General features: G+C 40.6%; 20 protein-coding genes. 12 read left to right on the top strand and 8 right to left on the bottom strand.

Annotation, left to right across the window (positions count from 1 at the left end):
• Positions 1-123 precede the first annotated feature (123 nt).
• The gene (gene dnaK, locus RMZ42_RS21380) at positions 124-2,193 is read right to left on the bottom strand and encodes a molecular chaperone DnaK (RefSeq protein WP_322673292.1); all 2,070 of its coding nucleotides are present in this window, start codon (positions 2,191-2,193) and stop codon (positions 124-126) included.
• A 318-nt stretch (positions 2,194-2,511) separates the two neighbouring features.
• On the opposite strand from dnaK, the gene RMZ42_RS21375 reads away from it, so the two are divergent.
• Positions 2,512-3,360 (top strand): M28 family peptidase, encoded by an 849-nt coding sequence (locus RMZ42_RS21375; protein ID WP_322673291.1) that lies wholly within the window; start codon positions 2,512-2,514, stop codon positions 3,358-3,360.
• A gap of 86 nt (positions 3,361-3,446) precedes the next feature.
• Here the strand turns inward: RMZ42_RS21375 and RMZ42_RS21370 are convergent, their stop codons facing one another.
• The 6 genes from RMZ42_RS21370 to RMZ42_RS21345 form a co-directional block, all read right to left on the bottom strand.
• A complete protein-coding gene (locus RMZ42_RS21370) occupies positions 3,447-4,361 on the bottom strand; it encodes a bestrophin family protein (protein ID WP_322673290.1) in 915 nt (304 codons plus the stop codon).
• Positions 4,362-4,815: 454 nt separating this feature from the next.
• Entirely contained in the window at positions 4,816-5,223 is a 408-nt protein-coding gene (locus RMZ42_RS21365) for a VOC family protein (protein WP_322673289.1), read from the bottom strand.
• Between the two features lie 789 nt (positions 5,224-6,012).
• Positions 6,013-7,680: a hypothetical protein gene (locus RMZ42_RS21360; protein ID WP_322673288.1), complete on the bottom strand. Its 1,668-nt coding sequence runs from the start codon at positions 7,678-7,680 to the stop codon at positions 6,013-6,015.
• 225 nt (positions 7,681-7,905) lie between these two features.
• Positions 7,906-8,727 carry an SIMPL domain-containing protein gene (locus RMZ42_RS21355; RefSeq protein WP_322673287.1) on the bottom strand — a complete coding sequence of 274 codons (822 nt, stop codon included), beginning with the start codon at positions 8,725-8,727 and terminating at the stop codon, positions 7,906-7,908.
• A gap of 178 nt (positions 8,728-8,905) precedes the next feature.
• A complete protein-coding gene (locus tag RMZ42_RS21350; RefSeq protein ID WP_322673286.1) occupies positions 8,906-9,280 on the bottom strand; it encodes a hypothetical protein in 375 nt (124 codons plus the stop codon).
• Between the two features lie 508 nt (positions 9,281-9,788).
• On the bottom strand, positions 9,789-10,877 hold the full coding sequence (locus RMZ42_RS21345) for an NAD(P)/FAD-dependent oxidoreductase (RefSeq protein WP_322673285.1): 1,089 nt from the start codon (positions 10,875-10,877) through the stop codon (positions 9,789-9,791).
• Between the two features lie 128 nt (positions 10,878-11,005).
• Between RMZ42_RS21345 and RMZ42_RS21340 the strand changes: the two genes are divergently transcribed.
• The 5 genes from RMZ42_RS21340 to RMZ42_RS21320 all read left to right on the top strand — a co-directional run bounded on the left by RMZ42_RS21340 (position 11,006) and on the right by RMZ42_RS21320 (position 18,115).
• Positions 11,006-11,848, top strand: a complete 843-nt coding sequence (locus RMZ42_RS21340; protein ID WP_322673284.1) for a YaaW family protein — start codon at positions 11,006-11,008, stop codon at positions 11,846-11,848.
• Positions 11,830-13,218 (top strand): O-antigen ligase family protein, encoded by a 1,389-nt coding sequence (locus RMZ42_RS21335; protein WP_322673283.1) that lies wholly within the window; start codon positions 11,830-11,832, stop codon positions 13,216-13,218. The genes RMZ42_RS21340 and RMZ42_RS21335 overlap by 19 nt, the downstream gene beginning before the upstream one ends.
• 1,222 nt (positions 13,219-14,440) lie before the next feature.
• Complete coding sequence (locus RMZ42_RS21330) at positions 14,441-14,962, top strand: Ycf51 family protein (RefSeq protein WP_322673282.1); 522 nt, start codon at positions 14,441-14,443, stop codon at positions 14,960-14,962.
• Positions 14,963-15,695: 733 nt separating this feature from the next.
• The gene (locus tag RMZ42_RS21325) at positions 15,696-16,886 is read left to right on the top strand and encodes an iron-containing alcohol dehydrogenase family protein (RefSeq protein ID WP_322673281.1); all 1,191 of its coding nucleotides are present in this window, start codon (positions 15,696-15,698) and stop codon (positions 16,884-16,886) included.
• Positions 16,883-18,115, top strand: coding sequence for an aspartate aminotransferase (locus RMZ42_RS21320; protein WP_322673280.1), 1,233 nt, complete (start codon positions 16,883-16,885; stop codon positions 18,113-18,115). The genes RMZ42_RS21325 and RMZ42_RS21320 overlap by 4 nt, the downstream gene beginning before the upstream one ends.
• A gap of 530 nt (positions 18,116-18,645) precedes the next feature.
• On the opposite strand, the gene RMZ42_RS21315 is transcribed toward RMZ42_RS21320, so the two are convergent.
• Positions 18,646-19,050 carry a hypothetical protein gene (locus tag RMZ42_RS21315; protein WP_322673279.1) on the bottom strand — a complete coding sequence of 135 codons (405 nt, stop codon included), beginning with the start codon at positions 19,048-19,050 and terminating at the stop codon, positions 18,646-18,648.
• 196 nt (positions 19,051-19,246) lie between these two features.
• Here RMZ42_RS21315 and ppsA point away from each other — a divergent pair, with 196 nt between their 5' ends.
• From ppsA to RMZ42_RS21290, 6 genes are all read left to right on the top strand, one after another.
• Positions 19,247-21,727 carry a phosphoenolpyruvate synthase gene (gene ppsA, locus RMZ42_RS21310; protein WP_322673278.1) on the top strand — a complete coding sequence of 827 codons (2,481 nt, stop codon included), beginning with the start codon at positions 19,247-19,249 and terminating at the stop codon, positions 21,725-21,727.
• Positions 21,728-21,803: 76 nt separating this feature from the next.
• Positions 21,804-21,950 carry an element excision factor XisH family protein gene (locus RMZ42_RS34780; RefSeq protein WP_416211829.1) on the top strand — a complete coding sequence of 49 codons (147 nt, stop codon included), beginning with the start codon at positions 21,804-21,806 and terminating at the stop codon, positions 21,948-21,950.
• On the top strand, positions 21,920-22,246 hold the full coding sequence (locus RMZ42_RS21305; RefSeq protein ID WP_322673277.1) for an element excision factor XisH family protein: 327 nt from the start codon (positions 21,920-21,922) through the stop codon (positions 22,244-22,246). Before RMZ42_RS34780 ends, RMZ42_RS21305 begins: the two co-directional genes overlap by 31 nt.
• Positions 22,216-22,575 (top strand): XisI protein, encoded by a 360-nt coding sequence (locus tag RMZ42_RS21300; protein WP_322673276.1) that lies wholly within the window; start codon positions 22,216-22,218, stop codon positions 22,573-22,575. The genes RMZ42_RS21305 and RMZ42_RS21300 overlap by 31 nt, the downstream gene beginning before the upstream one ends.
• A gap of 146 nt (positions 22,576-22,721) precedes the next feature.
• Positions 22,722-23,345: a GNAT family N-acetyltransferase gene (locus RMZ42_RS21295; RefSeq protein ID WP_322673275.1), complete on the top strand. Its 624-nt coding sequence runs from the start codon at positions 22,722-22,724 to the stop codon at positions 23,343-23,345.
• Between the two features lie 279 nt (positions 23,346-23,624).
• On the top strand, positions 23,625-25,226 hold the full coding sequence (locus RMZ42_RS21290; protein WP_322673274.1) for a dolichyl-phosphate-mannose--protein mannosyltransferase: 1,602 nt from the start codon (positions 23,625-23,627) through the stop codon (positions 25,224-25,226).
• Positions 25,227-25,244 lie beyond the last annotated feature (18 nt).

Here is a 25,244-nt window from a genome sequence, read left to right as displayed (position 1 = left end):
TTTAGATGAATTAAAAGTGAGAAGTTAGGAGTTAGGAGTTAGGAGTTAGGAGTTATGAGTTGAAATATTTATTTTTAACTCCTGTACAGACGCGATTAATCGCGTCTCTACTCCTAACTATTCTTATAACCAATCATTGTCTTCTTCATCATCCCAGTTATCTTGGTAGCTGGGGCGGGATTTGCGTGGAGGACGGCTTTCATAAGCGGAAGAACGATTATCGCGGCTATAATCTCTGTCATAGTCTCTGCCATAATCTTTACTGTATGAGTCGCGTTCTCGATATGTATCTCTGGGAAATTCGCGTTCTCGTTCTTTATCACCGCCGGTAAAGATGTCACGGATAGTCCCAAACAAGTCATCGTCTTCATCTTCAGCATAAGTCTGGCGGACTTCCCGATTTAGCTCGTAGAGAGCATCTTGTAAGTCGGCGTAGGCTTGATCGATACCGCGATCGCTATTTTCCTGAAGACTCTCTTTCAGTTGTCGGCAAATATTATCAATTCTTTGGCGGCGGTTGCGGGCAAACTGCATACCAAATTCCAGCGCTACTTCTCTCAGTTGTCGTTCTGCTTGGAAAATCAATGCCTCAGAACGAGTCCGCTTTTCTATTCTTTCTTTACGTTCGCGATCGACATCGGCATATTTTTGAGCGTCTTGAATCATCCGATTCACTTCCGACTCGTTCAAGGTGGAAGCGCCTTGAATGGTGATACTCTGCTCTCGCCCTGTGGTTCTATCTAAGGCTGTTACCTGTAAAATACCATTAGCATCAATATCAAATGACACCTGAACTTGAGGAATTCCTCGTGGTGCTGGTGGGATGCCATAGAGCTTGAACCGTCCTAAAGACTTGTTGCTTGCTGCCATGTCACGTTCGCCCTGGACTACGTGAATTTCCACAGTATTTTGGTTATTTTCAGACGTGGAAAAAATATCAGAACGACGTACTGGGATAGTGGTGTTGCGGGGGATAAGTTTTTTCATCACGCCGCCGATGGTTTCCAATCCCAAAGAGAGGGGTGTGACATCCAAAAGCAGCACATCTTTGAGTTCGCCTGCAAGAATACCTGCTTGAATTGCTGCACCCACTCCCACGACTTCATCAGGGTTAACGTTTTCGTTCGGTTCTGTACCAATCAAGTCCCGTACAAGCTGCTTTACCATTGGCATTCGTGTAGAACCGCCAACTAACACAACTTCTTCAATGTCTCTAGGTGAAAGTCCGGCATCTTTGAGAGCGCGTTTTACTGGTGTTCGCAATCTTCCCACCAAATCACCACACAAACCTTCAAACTGGGAACGAGTTAAACGAGTTTCGAGATGTTTAGGGCCATCTGCCGTGGCAGTGATGAAGGGTAAATTAATCTCGGTGACACTGACAGCAGAAAGCTCAATTTTGGCTTTTTCCGCCGCTTCCATCAGACGTTGTAAAGCTTGGCGATCGCGTCTTAAGTCTACCTCTTCTGTTTCCAGAAATTGCTCTGCTAACCAATCTACGATTATTTTGTCAAAGTCGTTCCCACCAAGTTGCGTATCGCCACTGGTAGCTTTGACTTCAAATATCCCATCACCTACTTCTAAAATCGACACGTCAAAGGTGCCACCACCCAAGTCAAATACTAAGATAGTTTCCGTGTCACCCCGATCTAATCCATAAGCCAAAGATGCCGCAGTCGGTTCATTGAGAATCCGCAACACTTCTAAACCAGCAATTCTGCCAGCATCGCGGGTTGCCTGCCGTTGAGAATCATTAAAATAGGCGGGTACTGTAATCACTGCCCCTGTGACTGGTTCACCCAAATAGCGGCTAGCATCGTCTGCCAATTTCTTCAGCACCATTGCCGAAATTTCTTCTGGGGCGAAATCTTTATTCAGACGAGGACAAGCAATTTTAATATTACCTACTTCGTCTTTGCGGATGGTGTAGGGTACACGCTTGGAATCTGCATTAAGTTCGCCATACTTCCGCCCAATGAAACGTTTAACTGCAAAAAAGGTATTTTGAGGATTGAGGACGGTTTGTCGCCGTGCCATTTGCCCAACCACCCTTTCACCTTCTTTGCTGAAGCCAACTACGGAGGGGGTTGTTCGCATTCCTTCTGCATTGGCAATCACCACCGGCTTGCCACCCTCCATAACGGCGACTACTGAGTTGGTTGTACCCAAGTCGATGCCGACTACCTTGCCCATGCGTTACTCTTCTCCTAAAGTGTCTTATATATTTATTATGATTGGGCGGAACTACCTCTAGCTTTGTGCTACAAGATAAAAACACCTCAATGTATAATACCGATCATTAAGGCAGTAAGCTAAGAAGTGCAGCTAGAGGAGATAGTTGCAAGACTAGGATAGCATTGAGATGGTTGGTGTGCCCAAGCAGCCTCAATTCTTGATATCCCCCTACTTCTGTTTAAGTTATCTGCAAATTGGTAAGTTAAACTTAACAACGCTTGCTCTGCTTTTTTGAGTGCCTAAAAATTCTCATATTATTGCTACTACTTAAAAGATTTGAATTTAACACAGCGATTACAGACTTCCCTGAGTGAGATAGCGCGAGAACGCGATCCTTACATGGCAACGGCTGGACATTTTTTTGTCCAAGAATATATCCGCCAGCAATTTTCTCAATGGGGGAGTGTGGAAATCCACACCTTTGAAGTCAGAGGTAAAACTTGTAATAACTTGATATTAAATTTACCATCCCAAGCTAAAGGGCAAAAAAAGGATTTACTACCAATTTTAATTGGCGCTCATTATGATGGCGTTCCGGGAACAGTTGCGGCTGATGATAATGCTACAGGTGTCGCGGTGTTGCTGGAATTAGCGAGAAAATTTGCTGCCGAACCTGTAAGATATCCCTTAAGACTGGTTGCTTTCGATATGGAAGAATACGGCTTACTGGGTAGTGCTGACTATGCAGCCCTGTTGCATCAAGAAAAGCAACAGCTACGCTTAATGATCTCCCTAGAAATGCTGGGCTATAAAGATTCTACACCTGGTTCCCAAAGTTACCCCCCTCCTCTGGAACGCTTCTACCCAGATACAGGTGATTTTATTGCTTTAATTGGCAACTTGCGGACATTGCCTGACTTAATTGGGATGAGCCGTAATATTCGCAAAGCTGGCGTATCTAGTCAATGGCTACCCGTGCCGAATCGAGGTTTAATAGTTCCCCAAACCAGACTTAGCGATCATGCACCTTTTTGGGATTTGGGTTATCCGGCAATGATGGTGACAGATACGGCATTCTTGCGAAATCCACATTATCACAAAGTTAGTGATGCGATCGCTACTTTGGATTTAGATTTTCTGACTCGTGTATGTGAAGGTTTAGAAATTGCGATTCGGCGGTTGTGAAAGCGTGAGTCTTGCATTTTTCACCTCACTTACTTGTTACAAACTGCTATATATTCTTTTTTATTAATCACTATCTTCAACTTTTTTCAATTAGTTATACTATCTTGTTGATGCGATCGCGCATTAGGAGTCAAAGTAATTAAATCGTCTATATTACGCTTCATTGTTTCACAAATTGCATCTAATGGTAAATCATTAGCGTCATAACCAAAGGGATTTTCTATCTCTAAGCCAATGGCTTCGATACCAAACACAGTGAACCCAACCAAAGCAGAAATTAAACCTGTCCACCAACCGAGCTTCTCAACTATTTGAAATGGTAGCAGAAAACAATATAATATTAGCAATTGCTTCAAATGAAGGGCATAAGCAAGCGGCATAGGTGTTTTCAAAATACGTTCGCAAGCACCTAAATTATCCACAAGATTATTCAATAATTCTTGCATTGATGTTAGCTGGTAGCTATTAAGGCAATTACGATTATACTGTTCCTGTAAATAATCTCCTATCCAAAAGGCAACCTCTATAGGGGGATTATTCATAATCTTCAGTTTTATATACTTAGTAGATGGCATTAAATCTTCTAACTCGCTATTGACAGTTTCTCCTCGCAAATGTAATTTAGTTGTTACTGCAAAAGCCGCCAATAAGTTTAATGCCGTAATTTTCTTGTCTTTATCTTCTGGTAAAATTTCATCAACTGATACCCAAATTTGCCTTGCTAAATTTCGGGTGTTATTTACTATAGATCCCCAGCATTTTCTTCCTTCCCAAAATCGCTCATAAGCAGTATTTGTCCGAAAGACAAGTAACAAACCTAAAACAATACTAGGAATCACATTTGCTAAGATTGGCTGGGATACAGGTTTTTCAAAATGGTGAAGCAGAGAAATTAAAAATCCGAAAGCTCCACACCATAAAATATGTTTGAAAATTGCTTTCGTGACTGAACCTTTAGGTTGTAGTGCTGTGCGTAACAATTTGATTTTTTCGGCTATCATGTAGTCACCCTAATAAAATATTTATTGACCCGATACACTTAATATTTATTAGCTTAAAAATAATTATTATAAAAGTAGCATAATTAATAAATAAATCCTTCAAAAAATATTTTTGCTAAGAACATAATCGACTGGCAACAATGTATTTTAGCTTTTGTGATGCAATATTAACCCTGGTTAAAATCAGGATTTACACAGAGAGTTTTTTGATCGTCAATTAGATAGACATTATATAAAAGTCAAAAGCGATACATAAGCAGCAATTGTAAATAAATGTAAAGATTTTTCTGTGGCTGCATAAACTCCACATTTCATCCCGATAAATCTATGGAAGAAAAGGTATACTCCTATCGTTAATGTTCATACAACATTAGTCGGTATTATGTACCTTAGTAAATCAAAAAGTTCTAGCCTGTAAAAATCCTGCCCTGTAGATTAAACATCTAGACATAACTTATTGGGTTATGTCTTTTTTGTTGTCGTTAGTCTCAAAACGTTGAATTTCAATCAAATAACCATCAGGATCGCGGAAAAAGCAATGGTAAATGTTGTACTTTTCATTTAGTGTCGGTGGCTTTTCAAATTCAACGCCACGTTCTTTAAGATATTCAAACCATTCATCCACCTGCTGTGTTACTAGGGTAAAAATAACACTTGATTGCTTTTCGGTTGGAGGAGCTAACGTTTCGCTTGCTTGACACAATCCTAAGTATCCAGAACCACTAACAGTATAAATTCGGCAGGTTCCTTGGTCAAGCCATAACTCCAAACCTAGCTTTTGTTCGTAGAATTCTGTAGATACATTGAGGTTATGGGTAGAAAAGAAGGTAACTTGTTGGTCGATTTGCGGATGAGTAGACATAAAACACATTTGAGTATATACCCTAACGACATCGGGCGATCGCAGATGTAAAAATTGATTGATGTTAGAAACCTGTTACTGCTCCAGAATGCCTTAAGTGCATCTGGAGTTTTTTTTTGAAAAAAGCCATAAAAATTTTCCCAATCATCCTGATATGGCAAAACATAGCTGAATAAGGATGCATACTGAATTATCTATATTTAACATGGGCATCACTTATTGATGTACCCCTTCTATCAAACAACTCTCGCAAAACAGCCCCAGATAAGCTGAGGCTGTTTTGCGTTACTTCCAATAGAGAAGGAGTGTAATGAGAATCCTCAAACACTTTTATCTGTATTTGAGTGTATACCCTGATGACGTAGGTTTATCTCAAGGTGAAAATTTGGTATAGGTAAATGCGTATCTTTCCTGGCTCCAGATTTGTCACAAACATTTCTGGAGTTTTTCCATTACTGAAGTTTGAAATCAGCAATCTAATCTAAACTCTAATGAATATTTTATTTTGATTATGAACACGTATGTACTACTAATTAACGATTAAACTGTGCCAGTTGCTTAAGTCTTGTGGAATTAATACTATTTAGGTATTAATTATATATGTATGAAGTTGGATGTAATTAAGAAAAAAATTAAGAAATCAAATTTATCTAATCACTCAAAAGCTTTACCAGTAAAGGTTTAAAGTAGGTACGACCGTGAAAGGTGATTGCGTGGTCGAAGTCAGCGCAATGACCCTTAGTTTACATATACCAGAACTTCAAATGAGTAACCTCAATTTCTATTTTTTCAGTTAGTTGGTGGAGAAAGTACAACCAATCTTTCAAATTCGAGCAATTGTCGCTGTTCGTTGGTTAGAAAAATGTACCCAGTGATATAATTCTGTCCATTATAAAGTGGGTAAAATCTGCTGCCATTAGGCACAGTTTTATCAACTATTTGTAGAATTAAACTAAATAGCCTGCGATCATCGACAAAATCATCTTTAAACTCAAGCTTTGTACTATATATTTTGCCATTAACTTTAAAAGAAACTTCAGCAGCTTGGTTATTTTGCCATTCAAATAAAATATCAGTTGGAGCAAAATTCCCTCGTGAAAATTTTGCAAATTTATGGATAAGCCGCTTATAACTATCTTCTCTAGAAGTTGCTTCCAAATCAATAGTAGGAACAAAAGTATCAAAAACTTGCAATAATTGATAGTAGTTAGTAATATAACTTTGTCTAATATTATCTTTACTTACATTTATTTGTTGAGGTGTTAAGTGATTTAATAATCCAATTTTACCTAAAAGTACAATAACTTCTTCTATCCGGTCTGTTGTTAATTCTTTCTCTTGTTCGTTAAGACTATTTAGATTAAAAATATATGATTTCTCTAAAAATAATTTAAATTGCTTGTTTGTAAGTGTGATAAATCCAAAAGTGTTACTATTTTCTAGCACTGATAAACCTATTAGTTCGTCACTAACAACTCCTATATCATAAAGTCGATACGACGAACCCATATCCCGCAGTATTTTATTAAATAAGAAAAAAAATTCTCTTCTATCAGCGATAGGTATAGAAAATTCGTTTTTGATAACTGGATATAAATTATATTGATATTTTCTCCCATTGGTATATATTGAAAATATCATTGGAGCATCAATCGAAAAACTATCAATTTTAATGTTTGCTATGCCTGATTGATGCAGCATACTAACAATGCATTGATAAATTGTTGGTAAGTACTCATATAATTTTTTAGAGTAATCTTTGAGGTCAAAAATTACTGCATTATTAAAGTACTTAAATAACTGAATATTACTAGTAATATTTTCTGCTTGGATATCTTGTATTAGTTTGGTATAACCATCAGCAGACAATATACTATTAGAACGCAAGGTTTTAAGGTGAGGTTCTAAATCCTTCAGTTGTAAATTCTCATAAACCCTCATTTGATTTTCAGCTTGCTGAAATAAATCGATATCCATTTTGATATAACTAGCTTTAACCTCTGTTTCTAGTCGTTGATAAACACGTTCGGTAATAACTCCCGACTGTTTGAGATCATGCAACAGTTGCAGTAGTTCTAAGCGCATTTCCTCAGCCAACTCAGTGAGGGGTTCAAATACAATAGCAACTCTAAATAACTTAGGAAAATCAGGGCTAAGTCGGCGCTTTCTTGCCTCCTGTGCAAGTTCATCGAGCAACATCGAACGGCTAGGTATTTCACCTTCTGTCATTGAAAACTGTATCTGCTGGTACGTTTCTTCCGACATTAAGTTTAAGTTACGAAAGTTACGTGCTATGTCTGATATAGACACCATATTTTTAGAATTAGCATTATGAGATTGGGCAATTAGCTGATTAAGTGGAAATACTGTAAAAATAATTATTAAGAAAACACTAAGCAACTGCTTAATAAACCACAATACTAAATAATTTTTTTTTGCATTAGCTACAGATTCCAAGTGTATGCAATGTTTACTGATACATTTATAACAAAATTTTACTATTACCATTTTTATTATATGGATTTTTATTTGATTACGTGAAAAAATGAGTAATAGCAATATGAAGTAAATTAGAAGTGAGTCTGCATCTACCCTTATTGATTAGACTCAGAAGAAAAGAGTTAAGCGATCGCACTTTCAATTTTGACTATATAAAAGTGCGATCGCAGTAAATATAAATGTTTATTTCGTTGTATATGTTACAAAAATATCCTTTTTCATTTCAACTTCTGCCGGTGCTTCTGGATCGTAAGCTGGTGATAACAAAAAACTAGCAAACGACGGCAAAGGAACTCCAGTTTTAGAACTACATGAGGGATAAAATAATGTGTAAAATGGCTCGGCGACAGAAGGAGTACCAAGTTTAACTTCCATCGCAGATGCTAAAGCCTGGGCGCGGCTTTGAGCATCTTTCATCGCTGATTGATAAACTGAACTCTGCAAACTCTGGCAATCATTAACTGCGTACTCAACATCCACACTCTTGACAGAAAGGTTTTCAATTTGGCTTGTGGAATTGTTCGCTGTAGCAACAATTTCCTGGACGCGATCGCGCGTTGGTTTTTCTAGTCTCACCAATATCTTGGCGTTATTTTCACTGGAATTAGGATTAATTTGCACTTGAATTTTATCAGCCTTAATGCCTTTAGCAACTAAGCTATCCACTACAGGCTGAAGAGTTGCTTTAGTTAGGGATTTTTTGTTTGGTAAAGGTTCTGCTGCTGTTTTGTAATTAAAAAGTAGAGTTGGTGAGGATATGCGGCGGGTTTCTGGGAAGGATGATGGTTGCGTTTGTAACTCATCATTGCTACCTCCACTACTGAATACCAACTCAATATCCGCTGTATCTGCTGGCACTCTCACTACCCCTTGACCGATTACCATTAATGAATGGCGATCGCTTGCTGGTGGGTAAAACAATTGGGCATTAGTGACTTTAGGTGTTAATGCCCCTACCCCAACAGTCACGGAAATACTTAGCATTAGAGCAGTTATTTTTCTCATATCCTGGGAATATCCTTTGAACTTATGTGATTGTCAAAGTTTACACCTCAATAGGAATATACTTAAAAAAATATTGAGCTAATCTCACAACCTTTAGTCGTGGGATTAACTCAAATATTCAAAATTCACTGCGGACGTTATTGATATCTCAGCAAAGAGCCAAATCTGGTTAGAACTATTAACCAAACCAATGAGAGGGTTCACAAGCTGGTTGAACTGTTTCACAAACACGATGGCTAATCCAATCTGACTTTTCTTGAACGATTAGACAAATGCCTTGGTGAATCAAATTCTGTAAATGTAGTTGCTGCTCTAAAGGTTTACGAGGCAATTTGTAATAAGCCAAGCTTCCTTGTTCAGCCTCCGCTGGAATCTGTTCATTAGACATGACGCTGTAAAAGGAGGGAATGCGGTTGAGGACGAAAGTAATTAGCTCTTGGCGTAAATCAGGAATCGCAAAGGCTTGTTGATATGGATGGGATGGATATGTATTCAAAATACTTTCAATTTCTCCCACTATTGATTGTTGTGTTAAATTGACTACCGTTTTCATGGTTTTTAAACTCCTTTTTTAATCAAGTCAATGCTTGGTGGAGAGAATAACTTTTTTAGATGGCAAAGTCGTGATGACAATCAGTTAAAATTAATTAAACTTACAGATGCAATCAACCCCAAAACTAGCCTCTTATGTTGGTACAATCTCAGACATTTGGCTTTGCTTATTTTAGTTAAAGTTTATACTGTTTTACAGCATTACTTATTAAAACAGCGTCCCATAAGCTGGTAAGTCACCGACATTTTATATTTATAATCCTAATTATTTCAAATTTGTGCCTTTTTGACAGAAATCTACATAAAACGCAGTACAAAGACTAGGGGATCAAGGTTAACAGCAGTAAAATAACCTGAATTAGGAACAAGTTTTTCATTAAGTTAAGCTTTTTGGCTAATTGGCATCACTTTTTAGGTTCGCAGCAAAATTTGCTATTTCATCTAAAAAACTTATTTTTTGCACTTTGATTTAGTCAGTCATAAAAATAGCGACTCACGATAGTGCAGGATCAGTCTAGCGACAGATGAAATGATTGGGCAAAAACGTTTAAAAAGTTCACATTATCAAAAGATAGATGATGCAACTGATTGTTAATTTCATCAGCCGCAGCTAATCCAGAAAGCATCGCACCTTCGACAAGATTGCCGCCACACCAATCACCACAGCAAACTAAAGGTAAGGGAGTTTTGGCAGACAAAAAAGCTTCGTGCCAAGGACGGCTAGGAAAGGCATAACGCCAACGATGTACTTGCATCCATTCGGGAGTATTTAGCCAAGGAAGGGACAGAGATTCAGCTGCTCGTTGCAACATATATTGTCCGGCAGGTTGTAAATCCTGTGATTCTAGATGACTTTTGGCAAAATCAGCGCTACTTTGCACCACAAAATGTGGTTGTTGAGGGTTAGGACGCTTGCTACTGTCCAAACCAATCCATGCTAAATCAGCATCATCTACAAAAGTTAAAGCTTTCCACTGAGGGAGAGGTTGAGATGTAGAAGGATATCCAGCGATCGCACTAATCGAAGGATAAAATTCTACAGAACGCAAGTTATTAAGAAAGGCTGCATCCAATACACTCTCACCCAAAGATTCCAATAACATCACTGCTTGGGGTGCAGGAATAGCGACAACTATAGCTTTTGCAGTTAATTCTTCATTACTAGATTCCAGAGTCAGACGCCAGCTATCTTCGGAAGTTGGAGTAATAGCGATGACACGCTGATTCAGTAATATTTCTAAACCTGGAGCGAGGGATTTAGCGATCGCACTCATTCCCGCAGGCGCAACATAACGCGGACTGCGGTTTTTCGGTTCAGATAAAGGAGCGCCTGTTGTAAGTTCGTAAACCTCATCTGTCCAAACTTCTAGGATATGGTGGGATTGCAATATCTCCACAAAACGTTTCAACAATTCACCCTTTGGCTTCAGGTAACAAGCCCCATGATCCGCCAAAGTTCCATGCAAGCGGCGTGTAGCCAGTCTTCCTCCCAAACCACGCGACTTTTCCACCACTACCACCGAATATCCAGCTTGACTTAACTGCTGGGCACAGACTAAACCGGCAATTCCGGCACCAATCACTGCAATATCAGTCATGAGTCAATAGTCCTTTGTTATTCGTCCTTAGTCATTATTTATCAAATGACCAAGGACGAATAACAAAGGACAAAATAGCTAATAGTAGAATAAGGTACAGAAAGCTGCACGGAAGGGAGGAAGGGAAATTGGATGAAATGAGGGCGGCGCTAGAGTTAGCGACCGAAGAAGAATTGCAAGACTTAACGGCAATTCTATTTAGTCGTAAGTTCAATCCCTTAGACTATGTACACACACCCGAACCCATCGAAGTGCAAAGCCAAGACCGCAAAGCTTGGTTAGATGCACTAGAGGGCCGCTTTCGTTTTTTGGCGGCAGATGGGATGACAGTATTACGAGGACGCACAGGACAGGTAACTTACCGACAAGCGTTAGTTCAAGTATGTAAGTATCTAAAAATTCCCTATTCTCATCAGCTGGCAACTATTGATTTAGAAGCAGAAGTCTTTTTGCATCTACTAGGACAGGTGTGGAAAAAATTGCCGGAACAAGAAAAACAAAAATTGACTGTACAAGTGCAGCGCCAGCTGCTCAAATCAGAATTAAAACAACCTTTACCACTTTTATTACAACGCGACCCCTTGGGGTTACTTTTCAAAGGCGGTAGTGCGATCGCGATTACTTCTCTTCTCCAGCCGCTTGTACTTAAGCAAATTGCCCGTCAATTTGCCATCCACTTTGCTACTTATGAAGTAGCCAAACAAGCGGCAATTACAGGCTCAGAAGCAGCTGCAACGCAATTTCAAAGCTATGTAGCAATGCAAATGGCGCAACGGGGTATGACAGTGAGTGCAGCTCGTTATGGGGCAGCCCGCACGATGTTTGCCGTGATTGGGCCAATGATGTGGACTTGGTTTATTGCAGATTTGGGCTGGAGAGCGATCGCTACTAACTATGGTCGAATCATCCCCACTATCTTCGCCTTAGCTCAAATTCGCCTCACTCGTGAGGAATGTTGGGAGCCAGCTTGAACAAGGTTTTTGAATATTTCAAGTCTCGTTGGCAATCTTCTTGGAACTACTCTCTATGGGCACTGTTAATCTTCCCATTGAGTCCTTTTGTGGGGGCTGTAACTGTAGGTTTTGTCTCATTAATAACTTGGCTGAAACAATCCCGCAAAATTAATCGCCGCCCCCTCAACTGGGGATTTGCCCTGTTGAGTGTATTACTGATCGTGAGTGCTGGGTTTGCCCAAGACAAAACAGCAGCTTTCCTCGGCTTATTTAATTTATTACCATTCTTTTTACTTTTCGCTGCCCATAGCGCTCTGATTCAAACATTTGTCCAATTGCGGCAAATGGCTTGGGCTTTGGTAATTGGTTCCATGCCTGTAGCAATTATGGGCTTGGGACAATTATTTTTCGGCTGGAGTTTCAAGTTCCAGTTTATCTGGGTTGTGTTTAGTTGGACAATCACACCAGGCGGAAACCCACCAGGTCGTATCGCTTCACTTTTCTTGCACGCTAACACCTTCGCAGCTTATCTAGTAATAGTTTTCATTCTTAGTCTAGGGTTGTGGATCGAGCAATGGCGATTAGGGATGAGGTATTGGGGATTAAGCATAAGAGGCAGAGGGGCAGAGGGGCAGAGGGGCAGAGGGGAAAGACTTACTGCGCCCCACTCTCCAGTTCCCTTTCTCTTTCTAACGCTGGCGGTAATTACAAATTTCATTGCCTTAATTTTCACCAACTCGCGTAATGGGTGGGCGATCGCTATTTTTGCCTGTTTAGCTTATGCACTCTACCAAGGTTGGCGCATTCTTGTAGGTAGCGTTGCTGCGATCGTCTCTAGTATTCTTTTGGCAGCTTTTGCTCCCTCATCAGTCGCTCACATTTTTCGCTTCGTAGTTCCTGCCTTCTTTTGGGCAAGGTTAAATGACGATATGTATCCAGATAGACCAGTCGCTTTAATGCGAAAAACTCAGTGGGAGTTTGCCTGGTCTTTAGCTCAACAACATCCTTGGACTGGTTGGGGGTTACGCAGTTTTAGTACACTTTACAAAGCAAAGATGCAGATTCCCTTGGGTCATCCCCATAACTTGTTTTTGATGTTATCTGCTGAAACAGGTTTTCCCAGTACTTGTTTATTTTGTGGCTTACTAGCTTGGATTGTGATTACAAGTGTCCAATTACTGCAAAATTCAAAATATATAGATGCAGGAGACAAATTAATATTTTTCAGTTATCTTCTGTCCTTTGTTGGGTGGATTTTATTGAATACAGTAGATGTAACTCTCTTTGATTTTCGTTTGAATGCGCTTTCATGGCTAATTTTGGCTGCTATTGTTGGAGTGGTACATCGCGATCGCGATAAAGACAAGCTTGCATCTCGTCAAAATTAACTATTAGTTTTTTCAGTGTATGCACTGGGGACATTGAGAGTTTTAAGTTAATAAGATTGTTATATTCACGTCTGTGAGTGTGACTAATACCTAATTAGTCACTGTTGCTGATTGTTGGGAAGGTGTAGGGACATCCCTTTGGGGTTTTCCTGCATGACGGGCATCTCTTGTAGATGCCCTTTTGTATATTTATTATTTTTATTCAGTTAAACACTATTTTAAAAAGATTGAATCTAACGCAATATCTGAAAATTTTTATCTTTGATAAAGAAACATAAAATATGATTGCTGAAATTAAACTAGGTCTTTGTAACCCACCAAAACCTATTTATTTATATGTGAAAAGCGGAGAATTAAATGGTGAATCCTACTTGTGGTAGAACTACGATAAAGATCAAACTATTCATGTTTACAAAACAGGGCTAACTGGGTATATATCGGAACTTAAATTAACGACGAGAGAATATAGAGAAAGGGACAACAATAAGTTAGATATCTTTGTTAGAGCAGATGAAATTTATGTTATTAGGACTGGGAGAGAAACGAACTTTGCTAAAAGTTTCCTTTTAGCTGCATCATGTATCCAGGATTTTTCCAAGCCACTAATTATTGCTGCAACTGCTGGAAAAGAAAATGTAGTTTTTTGTAACCTCTACGACGCAGCAACTAAAACCAGGATTCACTCTGAATGGAATAGAGATGCTGATTGGCTAGCAATAATTGATAGTATTCAAACTAGGTTGCAGACATCTAAAAATTCCCATATCGTCTCTAGTGAACCAATACTGTTTTAGGAAAACTAGGTAAACCAAGAGATACATTCGCGTTAACCAAGTCAAGACTCTGTATAACTGTTTCAATTATTCTGACGTTGGCTCCATTCACCGCTAAACTTAGGCGAAACTCGATAACCTTTATGATCTGGTAGCAATTCTTTGTGAAACTGCACAAAATTAGGCTTGGTGATATATAGCGTTTCCCAACCTGCTGAGGTACTGAGTAAATCACTAATAAAATTAGGTAAGCCTTTGCGTACCTTTGCGTTTGACTCTGCGCTCCTCTGCGTTTAAAAACATTATTTCTGTACCTCACGTAACTAGAAATTGCTATAAGCGGCTTGAGCAAGTTGTTGTATCTATGCAACCTCACAGGTAATCGGTGTAAGCTCTCGGTAAAATGGGTGTGTCGGTAACGAAAAAAAGACGCCTCCATAACCAACCTTATGCTCACAACAGCTAACTTTTTTCAGTACACCCAATGGTCAGGTATAGCTACATTGGTATTTGCTGCCTTGACATTTTTGGCTTTTATTCTCAAATGGGGCATCCGCTTTCGGTTGGTGGGTACGACTGGCTTTATGCTGGTGGTGACTGCTGGTTTATTTGGACTCTCAATAGTCCCCTTGAGTCGGACTGTGATTCCTGGAGCAGCCCGGTACACTCTAGTTTATGACAATGGTTCAACACAAGCGGTGATTGCCACATCACCCCAAATTACACCCACACAATTAGAAGCAACTTTACGTCAAGCAGCTAGCAATCTTTTTTCTTATGGCCGTTCAGGTACACAGGAAGACGGAAACTTGACAGTTCGCGCCCGTACCATTATCCACCCGGAAACAGGGATTTCTGTCCCAGTTTACTTGGGTGAGGTCAAGCGATCGCTCGTTTCTCATCAAAATTCTCCGGTAACAGTCAAAATTTACACAGACAATTTCGCCAAATTGCCAAAACCTACTGCTTAAGAGGCAGGGAGCAGGGGAGCAGAGGAGCAGGGGAGCAGGGGAGCAGAGGGGCAGGAACAGGGGGAGAAGAATTAATAATCAGTGCCCAATGCCCAATGCCCAATGCCCAATGCCCCATGCCCAATGCCCAAAGAACAAAAGTAAATTACCTGTTATCAGGATGACAAAAATTATTTTGTATTTACTGATACATTAATGGTTATTTTTAGATTAAGATATTCACACTTTAGTGGTTATACTGTGGGAAAAAGTTAATCAGCGTGGGGTAATGGGTACTGACAGTTGTAATTTGTCAGTTGTTGTCCTAATTGCCCCTGTTGCCATTTTCAAAATTCTTTGCAGCAAATCAAGGGATTGTAGGGAAATATATTTGCATACCTTTACATATATATCTGTAGCTAAAAATTGCATCAAATAATACAACCGCCTACACATTATCAATTCTCGATTGCTTTTCTTGAGAATCTGACAATGGTAATGTTAATTAATTATACGGTTATTCATAACTTTGATAGTTCGGAATTTCAGGTCAATGGGTATATATAGATTCAAGCAATGTCGTCAAACTACTCAATCAGTCGGCAACAGGACTTATCTATTTAATTGCTTGGCTCAAATCCAGATCGGCTGGGTGTCAGGTTGGAGCCAGCCAAAAACCAGTTTGGCAACAAGTATCTTCGATCGCTAGTCTATTTATATTAAGAAGTATCAAGGTTTTGGTAAACGAGATTATATGCCCAATAATTTTTCTACTCAACCTTCTTTGTCTACTCAAACCTCTAGTTCATTATTTACGCTCACAGTTTCCCCCGCAAAAGTAATCCGTGGTTCTGGGGTATTGCAAACAGCCGCAGCAGAAATTGCCTGTTTGGGAAGTCGTCCCTTAATTGTGGCAGGTAAGTCTACTCTCGCTATCAGCCAACAAAATTTACTACCAGTTTTAGAAGCGCAGCAGTTAAATACTGTCCAAGCTTCTTATGGTGCAGATTGCTGCGAAGCTAGCCTAAAATCTTTACAGAAAAAGGCAAAAGAACATAAAGCTGATGTCATTATCGGTGTTGGTGGCGGCAAAGCCCTAGATACAGCGAAATTAGTTGCACAGCAGTTACATCTACCAGTGGTGACAATTCCGACATCCGGGGCTACTTGTGCAGCTTGGAGTGCCTTATCGAATGTTTATTCGGAAGATGGAGCTTTTCTCTACGATGTGGGGCTATCTCGTTGTCCCGATTTATTGATACTCGATTATGACTTAATTAAAACTGCGCCACAACGTACCTTAGTAGCTGGAATTGGTGATGCGATCGCTAAATGGTATGAAGCCTCGGTTAGCAGTGGACACCTGCAAGACACTTTAATTATTGCTGCGGTGCAACAAGCACGAGTTTTGCGAGATATCTTGTTACAAAAGTCAGTCGCCGCCCTGGAAGAACCAGGTAGTGAGGTTTGGCGAGAAGTGGTAGATGCTACTGTGTTACTAGCTGGAGTAGTTGGGGGACTTGGAGGAGCGCAGTGTCGCACAGTTGCCGCCCATGCCGTGCATAACGGTTTAACTCATATTTCAGGACATGGCAGTATTCATGGCGAAAAAGTTGCTTTTGGAATTTTGGTGCAACTGCGTTTAGAAGAGATGCTACAAGGCAATCAACTAGCAGCATCGGCACGACAACAGTTGTTAAAGTTCTACACAGAAATTGGACTACCCCAGAAGTTAAGTGATTTGGGATTGGGCAATATTACATTAGGTGAATTGCAAACAGCCGCCGAAATGGCTCTAGTTCCTAATTCTGACATCCATCGACTACCGTTTAAAGTCGCGCCAGAACAGTTAATGGCGGCAATGGTTTCTACCACTGCACCTATAGATAGTAGAGATACTGCAAATCGAGTTTCGCCCAAGGGAATGAGTGACGAGGTTTTATGAGTTTAAATTGGATTGTCCCAGCAGAACGCATACAAAAACTACCACCTTATGTATTTGCCCGTTTAGATGAACTGAAAGCTAAAGCACGGGAACAAGGGTTAGATTTAATTGATTTGGGTATGGGAAACCCCGATGGTGCAACGCCAGCACCAGTAGTAGAAGCGGCGATCGCTGCTTTAAAAGATTCTAGCAATCACGGTTATCCACCTTTTGAGGGCACAGCTAGTTTCCGCCGTGCCATTACTAATTGGTATCGTCGCCGTTATGATGTGGTTCTCGATCCTGATAGCGAAGCCTTGCCATTGCTGGGTTCTAAAGAAGGATTAACTCATTTAGCGATCGCCTACATTAACCCTGGTGATTTAGTTCTGGTTCCTTCCCCAGCTTATCCGGCACATTTTCGCGGCCCGGCGATCGCTGGTGGGAAAATCCATAGTTTGATTCTTAAACCTGAAAATGACTGGTTAATTGATTTAGCTGCCATTCCTGAAGAAGTTGCAAGACAAGCTAAAATTCTCTATTTCAACTATCCCAGCAATCCCACCGCCGCTACCGCCCCCCGCGAATTTTTTGAAGAAATCGTTGCCTTCGCCCGCAAATATGAAATTTTGCTGGTGCATGATTTGTGTTATGCCGAGTTAGCTTTTGATGGTTATCAACCCACTAGCTTGTTAGAAATTCCCGGTGCGAAAGATATTGGTGTGGAATTTCACACCTTATCTAAAACCTACAATATGGCTGGTTGGCGCGTCGGCTTTGTGGTGGGCAACCGCCATGTAATTCAAGGTTTGCGGACGCTGAAAACTAACTTGGATTACGGTATTTTTGCCGCATTACAAACAGCAGCCGAAACAGCTTTGCAACTGCCAGATGTGTATTTGCACGAGGTACAACAACGCTACCGTACCCGCCGCGATTTCCTGATTCACGGGTTAGGAGAGTTGGGTTGGGATATCCCCAAAACCAAGGCGACGATGTATCTTTGGGTGAAGTGTCCCGTTGGCGTTGGTTCCACAGATTTTGCCCTAAACGTGTTGCAGCAAACAGGCGTTGTGGTTACTCCCGGTAATGCCTTTGGCGTTGCAGGTGAGGGTTATGTCAGGATCAGTTTGATTGCAGACTGCGATCGCTTGGGTGAAGCTTTAAACCGCTTTAAGCAAGCTGGCATCCGTTATCAGCCTGAAGCTGTAGTCCCTGCTTCAGAAGCGATCGCCGATCTGGTTAGTTGATTAGAAAAAAGAAAACCAATATTACATGACTAAAATTTTTGCTGACGATCTTTGAGATTGTGTAACAAATACGATTATACGAAGCGACAGCTATTGCAAGTGAACTCTCTAACCTAGACTTTCAGGTTGAGACAACCCGTAGCTATATTCAATAGACTTCTTGCAGTAGTGGGGGAAGGGGCAAAGGTATGGAACTTTCCCTTCCCCTTTAACCTTTCCCAACATCTTGCAAAAATAACTTTGCAAGATGTGTAATATCTGCTGCCAAAAGTTAATGTAGCATTTATTACCCGCAAACTAGGATATTGAATGAAGACGGAGGGCAGTTCGAGTTTACGGAAGACTGCCTTCTGCTTGCTGTCTTTCTTAATAAATACCTAATCTTAAATCCAATATCTAATTTTTTTGCTATGGTGATCCCAAAGGAATTGTTAAGTGCTTACGAGATGTAAATTAAATGACTAATCAATAATTAAGTATTACTTGATACAAAAAAATAAATAATTTACCTATAAAATACATCTTTCTTATTACTTATTGGGTTGGACAATATGCGTTTCAATATCTTCTAATGTTTGTAACAATAAACGATTTGCCTGCAATTTCCAACCCCATTTCTGAACTCTATAAGCTAATACACTTCCAACTACACACGCTAACAAGCCTATGAGTTGATTTAAAGAAATTCCTAGTAACAAACCCAATCCAGCAATTCCCCAAAATGGTAAGGCTACTGCTTGTCTTTGTTCTTCTACAACTTGGGTAATTAGATTAGATTTCATCGTAGCAAGTAATGCCTCTTTCACTTGCTGCTGTTCTGTTACGGATACTGTTAAACCTATTTTACGGCGTAGTTTTTCTATTTTACGGGCATCAGTACTGTATTCAGTTAGTTCATCTTCTGCCATTTTCAGGAGTCGTTCTAGCTGCGCCATAATTTATTACATCCGGTATTTCGATCGAGTTATTAAACTGAATAATTGTTAATTTTTATTGCTTATAATTTGGTATTTTATCGCCAAATATCAAACTCCGCGACAGAACCAAAAATCTCAAGTTGAATATGGGAAAAATAAATATAGTAGCAGTTATGCACTTACAAATTGAGTATAAACTGAAAAGGTAATATTTATGACTACAGTATCTAAAAGCACTTTGTCTCTATCTGCCCAAGAGCGATCGCTCATTCTCTGGTTTGATGAAATTGGGATTGCTGATATTCCAGTAGTTGGTGGTAAAAATGCCTCACTGGGGGAAATGATTCAACAGTTAACACCCAAAGGCATTAACGTTCCCACAGGATTCGCCACTACTGCTTACGCTTATCGTCATTTCATTCAATCAGCGGGGTTAGAAGCAAAGCTACGCAAACTTTTTGCTGACTTGAATGTTGAAGATGTCAAAAATTTACGAGAACGCGGCAAAAAAGCGCGATCGCTATTAATCCACACACCATTTCCTGTAGAATTGCGCGAGGCGATCGCCACAGCATACCATAGTCTCTGCGAACGATACCATGCAGATACAGATGTGGCAGTCCGTTCCAGCGCCACTGCTGAAGACCTTCCCGATGCTAGTTTTGCTGGACAGCAGGAAACTTACCTTAACGTTGTCGGTGTCGAAGGAGTTTTAGCAGCTTGTCACAAATGCTTTGCTTCTCTATTTACCGATCGCGCTATTTCTTATCGCCACACCAAGGGATTTGACCACTTTAGCATTGCTCTGGCTGTGGGCGTGCAAAAAATGGTGCGCTCTGACTTAGCAACCTCTGGGGTAATGTTCTCTATTGATACAGAAACAGGTTTTAAGGATGCGGCACTAATTACAGCCGCCTACGGTTTAGGTGAAAATGTTGTCCAGGGGTCTGTCAATCCCGATGAATATTATGTTTTTAAACCAACTTTAAAAGCTGGTTTCCGCCCAATTATCGATAAAAAATTGGGCAGCAAAGAACTGAAAATGATTTATGATGACGGCTCCAAATTTACGAAAAATGTTTCGGTTTCACCCAGCGAAAGAGGTAAATTCGCTCTGAGTGATGAAGAGATTTTACAACTAGCAAGTTGGGCATGTTTAATTGAAGACCATTATTCTCAAGTCCACGGCATTTTCACCCCAATGGATATCGAGTGGGCAAAAGATGGGATTACGAACCAACTTTTTATTGTGCAAGCGCGCCCCGAAACCGTCCAGTCACAGAAGACGGGAAATGTGTTGCGGAGTTATCGGTTGGTATTGGGGAATAAAGAATCGGGAATCGGGAATGGGGAAAAATCTTTCCAATCCTTAATTCCCCTGGTTACGGGAAGTGCAATTGGGGAAGCAATTAGTCAGGGAAAAGCACGCCTAATTTTGGATGTTCAGAAACTAGAACAGTTCCAAGTCGGGGAAGTTTTGGTGACAGAGAGAACCGATCCCGATTGGGAACCAATTATGAAACGTGCTAGTGCAATTGTCACCAATTCTGGAGGTCGCACGTGTCATGCAGCAATTATTGCGCGAGAATTGGGTGTACCTGCGATCGTGGGATGCGGCAATGCTACAGACATCTTGAAACCTGGTCAAGAGGTAACAATTTCTTGTGCTGAAGGGGAAGAAGGAAAAGTTTATCCAGGCTTATTACCTTTTGAAGTTAAAGAAGTTCCTTTAGAGAACTTACCCCGCACTCGCACTAAAATTTTAATGAATGTGGGTAATCCCCAAGAAGCATTGAGTTTATCGGCAATTCCCAACGATGGCGTAGGTTTAGCGCGGACAGAATTTATCATTGCTAACCAAATTCAAATTCATCCAATGGCCTTGATTCACTATGATTCGTTAAAAGATGAATTTGCCAAAGCTAAAATTGCTGATATTACCTCACTGTACGAGGATAAACCCCAATATTTTGTAGATAAATTAGCTCAGGGCATTGGTAGAATTGCCGCAGCTTTTTATCCGAAATCAGTGATAGTCCGAACCTCAGATTTCAAAAGTAATGAATATGCCAATTTATTAGGTGGGCGACAGTTTGAACCCCATGAAGAAAATCCAATGCTGGGTTGGCGGGGGGCGGCGCGTTACTACGATGAAGGCTACAGAGAAGCTTTTGCCTTAGAATGCCATGCCCTCAAAAGGGTACGGGAAGAAATGGGTTTGACAAATGTCATCCCAATGATTCCCTTTTGCCGCACTCCTGACGAGGGGCGTTTGGTTTTATCAGAGATGGCAAAAAATGGTTTAAAGCAAGGTGTTAACGGCTTGCAGGTTTATGTGATGTGTGAGTTGCCCAGTAATGTGATTCTGGCTGAGGAATTTGCTGAGGTATTTGATGGCTTCTCAATTGGTTCTAACGATCTAACTCAATTGACATTAGGGATAGATAGGGATTCGGCGTTAGTAGCGCGATTGTTTGATGAACGCAGTCCAGCTGTTAAGCGAATGGTAAAAATGGTCATAGAAACAGCGAAAAAATGCGATCGCAAAATCGGCATTTGTGGGCAAGCACCCAGCGACTATCCAGAATTTGCCCAGTTTTTGGTGGAACAGGGAATTGACTCGATTAGTCTGAATCCAGATTCAGTTTTAAAGACAATGCTAGAAGTGGCAAAAGTCGAGGGTAGTAATTCGTAATACTTCTCTACGAGAGGCTGCGCCCTTCGACTACGCTCAGGACAAGCTCAGTACAAGTTCGTAATTTGAGTAATGTATGCCAGCTAGAGATCGCTACCACGAGAACTTGAAGAATGCGCTGATCAAAGATGCCTGGACGATTACCGACGATCCTTTTCATCTAAAGTGGGGAAAAAAGGATCTGATCTTTACGTGGATTTGGCAGCCGAAAAGTTACTCATAGCAGAAAAAGGAACGCAGAAAATTGCTGTTGAAATCAAGACCTTCAGTGGTGAATCGGAAGTGGCAGACCTCGAACAGGCAATTGGTCAGTACTTTACTTACCTTGCTGTAATGTCTCGCAATTATCCAGATAGGGTTTTGTATATTGCTGTTCATGAGGATATTTTTACTGACATTTTTGAGGAAGAACCGCTTGGTAAACTTATATTGGAAGATTACAAAATTCCTCTCATCGTTTTTAATCCAAAGCGGGAGGTTATAGTTCGATGGGTAATCTGGAGCAATACAGACAGCTAATTTGCAGCATTCTTACTGAACATACAAAAATTCCTTACTCTTATGGCAATATTCAGCATGAAACTATCTTTGATCGAGAACAGGATCGATATTTGGTGATGATTCTTGGTCGAGAACCAGTGCCAGAACTATCTCCAACTGCAACTCGTCGCGTTCACGGCTGCTTGATCCACATTGATATTATTGATGGCAAAATTTGGATTCAACGTGATGGCACTGAAGAGGGGGTAGCAACGGAACTGGTTAGGGCTGGTGTGTCGAAAGATCGGATTGTATTGGGATTTCGGTCTGAAGAACTGCGGAAAGATTCAGAATTTGCGATCGCATAGCCAACGGTAGTTAAACTTCTGGATAATTGCCCATAGCATAGCGATCGCTATATTTTGTTTGTTAATTGTCTACAAAACTTTTGACTGCTCAACCATAAGTATCTTAGTATTTTGCAGAATGGCAATTTATTTTAGCCAAAAGCAAGATGACAAATCTTTTGGAAACCGAACGCTTGATCTTTCGCAGTTGGATACCCGAAAGCGATGCTGAACAAGCGTTTGCAATTTACAGCGATCCTGAAGTTACGCACTTTCTTGGTAAATCTTCTCGCGTCACAAGCATTGAGTCACAGCGTCAGCGCTTGATTGAAGGTATCGAGCGAATGCACCAACGCAACAATGGTACTGGAGCCTGGGCAATTGTTGAAAAGGAAAGTACAACAATTGTGGGAACTATCCTTCTTAAACAATTGCCCGACAAAGATGGTTTACCCACTCAAGATTATGAAGTAGGCTGGGAATTGCGGCGAGCTTCTTGGGGTAAAGGGTATGCAACAGAAGCCGGACGAGTTATGCTCAATTACGGATTTAGTGTTTTGAACTTGCCAGTGATTTATGCCGTAGTGAAGCCAGAAAATCATGGTTCAATCCGTGTAACAAAACGATTGGGTATGAAACCAATAGGGCGGACAAACAAGTATTACGGTATTGAACTACTCCTGTTTCAACTAGATGCACCTGAAGAGTGGAAGGGGAATAGAGGAGCAGTTCTTGAGCAGAGGGCAGGGGGGCAAAGGAGTGGAGTTGAAAGACTCATTCACGAGTATTAAAGACTCGTCGGCGAGTATTAAAGACTCATTCACGAGTATCAAAGACTCATCGGCGAGTATCAAAGACTCATTCACGAGTATCAAAGACTCGTCGGCGAGTATCAAAGACTCGTCAGCGAATATAAAAGACTCATCGGCGAGTATCAAAGACTCGTCGGCGAGTATCAAAGACTCGTCGGCGAATATAAAAGACTCATTCACGAGTATCAAAGACTCATCGGCGAGTATCAAAGACTCATTCCCTATTCCCCATGCCCAATGACAAATGACAAATGACAAATGACTAAAAAGTGGTTCCGAATTGGGATGGTGAGTGTATTTCTTTTCTCACTCGCCTTAAGGTTTTGGGGGCTAGAGCGATTCAACACTCTGGTATTTGATGAAGTTTACTTTGCCAAATTTGGTAATAATTATCTTACGCATACGCCATTTTTTAATGCTCATCCGCCGCTAAGTCAATATATGATCGGCATCGGCATTTGGATTGGCAGTCACATTCCTTTTTGGCACGATACGGTTAATGGATTAACAGGATCATTGCGATCGCCTTGGACTTATCGTTGGTTCAATGCCCTCACAGGCTCATTTATTCCTGTAGTTGTGGCTGCGATCGCTTATCAGTTAAGTTATCGTCGTACCTTTGCAATACTTGCAGGATTATTCACAGCTTGTGATGGTATTTTTCTAGTTGAGTCTCGGTATGCTTTAAGTAATGTTTATATCGTCATTTTTGGTTTGTTAGGGCACTGGTTTTTATTATTGGCATTAGATAATCAAAATCGTCGACGTTCTTTTTGGTTAGTTTTTGCTGGCATTGGTTTTGGTGCCTCAGTTGGTACTAAGTGGAATGGTTTATGGTTCCTATCAGGTGCTTATCTCATTTGGATAGCAGCTTGGATAATTTATTTGATACATTCTTTCTCTAACTCCAAATTCTTTTTTAAATCCCTTTCATTAGAACAGGAGGCAGGAGGCGAAAGTCAGGAGTCAGAAGACAGGAGGCAGGATAGCGCCGCGTTAGCGAGTCCGCGAGCGTCGGCAGGAAGCAGGAGTCTGGAGGCAGGAGTTTCTACTTATTCTCCCTCATTGCTTTCATCTTCCTCATCTCAATCACCACTACAAAATTTAATTCAGCTAAATATTTTTCAAATGCTGTTTTATCTAGGAATTATCCCAGCTTTTATCTATAGCATCATCTGGATTCCTCACCTTCAACTAGATAAAACTTATGGATTTATTGCAGTACATCAGCAAATTTTGAAGTTTCATTTACATCTAGGTGGTAATAGTCCTAACGTACATCCTTACTGTGCTGCTTGGTATAAATGGCCTTTGATGACTCGACCAATGGCATATTATTATCAAACGGCTGAAAGTATCAGCGAACCCTTACCTGTGATGGGGCCGCCTTTACCTGCTGGTGCTGGACAAGTTATTTATGATGTCCATGCAATGGGGAATCCATTTTTGTGGTGGTTTGGTGTTGCTGCTATGTTGTTTTTAGTAGGGATGCTGGTGTCACAAGCGGTAATTCCTTGGGTGAAAGAAAAGCGTTTTTCTATGCCTGCAACCCTGAGTGTTGATACTTGGATTGCTTTGTATTTAGTTATAAATTATGCTGCTAACTTATTACCTTGGGTGAAAGTGACAAGGTGTGTTTTTATCTACCACTATATGTGTGCAGTGGTGTTTGTATTTTTAGCGATCGCTTGGTTTGTCGATCGGTGTCTTTGCAGTTATTATCAACAACTCCGAGCGCTAGGTGTCACCATTACTTTTATCATTCTGGCTGCTTTTATTTTCTGGATGCCCATTTATTTGGGTTTACCCCTTTCTCCTAACGGTTACAAGCTGCGAATGTGGTTTAACTCTTGGATTTGAATTCAAGAGTCAGAATCA

It is taken from the genome of Nostoc sp. DedQUE05, from assembly GCF_034530955.1.
GTDB lineage: Bacteria > Cyanobacteriota > Cyanobacteriia > Cyanobacteriales > Nostocaceae > Nostoc.
The sequence above is the reverse complement of the archived record's forward strand: the minus strand, read 5'-3'. Positions and strand labels throughout refer to the sequence as shown.

Bases quoted from the DNA above. Each gene is read 5' to 3' on its own strand.
- dnaK (WP_322673292.1), bottom strand. From the start codon at position 2,193: ATGGGCAAGGTAGTCGGCATCGACTTGGGTACAACCAACTCAGTAGTC.
- RMZ42_RS21370 (WP_322673290.1), bottom strand. From the start codon at position 4,361: ATGATAGCCGAAAAAATCAAATTGTTACGCACAGCACTACAACCTAAA.
- RMZ42_RS21365 (WP_322673289.1), bottom strand. From the start codon at position 5,223: ATGTCTACTCATCCGCAAATCGACCAACAAGTTACCTTCTTTTCTACC.
- RMZ42_RS21355 (WP_322673287.1), bottom strand. From the start codon at position 8,727: ATGAGAAAAATAACTGCTCTAATGCTAAGTATTTCCGTGACTGTTGGG.
- RMZ42_RS21350 (WP_322673286.1), bottom strand. From the start codon at position 9,280: ATGAAAACGGTAGTCAATTTAACACAACAATCAATAGTGGGAGAAATT.
- RMZ42_RS21345 (WP_322673285.1), bottom strand. From the start codon at position 10,877: ATGACTGATATTGCAGTGATTGGTGCCGGAATTGCCGGTTTAGTCTGT.
- RMZ42_RS21335 (WP_322673283.1), top strand. From the start codon at position 11,830: ATGTTGGGAGCCAGCTTGAACAAGGTTTTTGAATATTTCAAGTCTCGT.
- RMZ42_RS21330 (WP_322673282.1), top strand. From the start codon at position 14,441: ATGCTCACAACAGCTAACTTTTTTCAGTACACCCAATGGTCAGGTATA.
- RMZ42_RS21325 (WP_322673281.1), top strand. From the start codon at position 15,696: ATGCCCAATAATTTTTCTACTCAACCTTCTTTGTCTACTCAAACCTCT.
- RMZ42_RS21320 (WP_322673280.1), top strand. From the start codon at position 16,883: ATGAGTTTAAATTGGATTGTCCCAGCAGAACGCATACAAAAACTACCA.
- RMZ42_RS21315 (WP_322673279.1), bottom strand. From the start codon at position 19,050: ATGGCGCAGCTAGAACGACTCCTGAAAATGGCAGAAGATGAACTAACT.
- ppsA (WP_322673278.1), top strand. From the start codon at position 19,247: ATGACTACAGTATCTAAAAGCACTTTGTCTCTATCTGCCCAAGAGCGA.
- RMZ42_RS34780 (WP_416211829.1), top strand. From the start codon at position 21,804: ATGCCAGCTAGAGATCGCTACCACGAGAACTTGAAGAATGCGCTGATC.
- RMZ42_RS21300 (WP_322673276.1), top strand. From the start codon at position 22,216: ATGGGTAATCTGGAGCAATACAGACAGCTAATTTGCAGCATTCTTACT.
- RMZ42_RS21295 (WP_322673275.1), top strand. From the start codon at position 22,722: ATGACAAATCTTTTGGAAACCGAACGCTTGATCTTTCGCAGTTGGATA.
- RMZ42_RS21290 (WP_322673274.1), top strand. From the start codon at position 23,625: ATGACTAAAAAGTGGTTCCGAATTGGGATGGTGAGTGTATTTCTTTTC.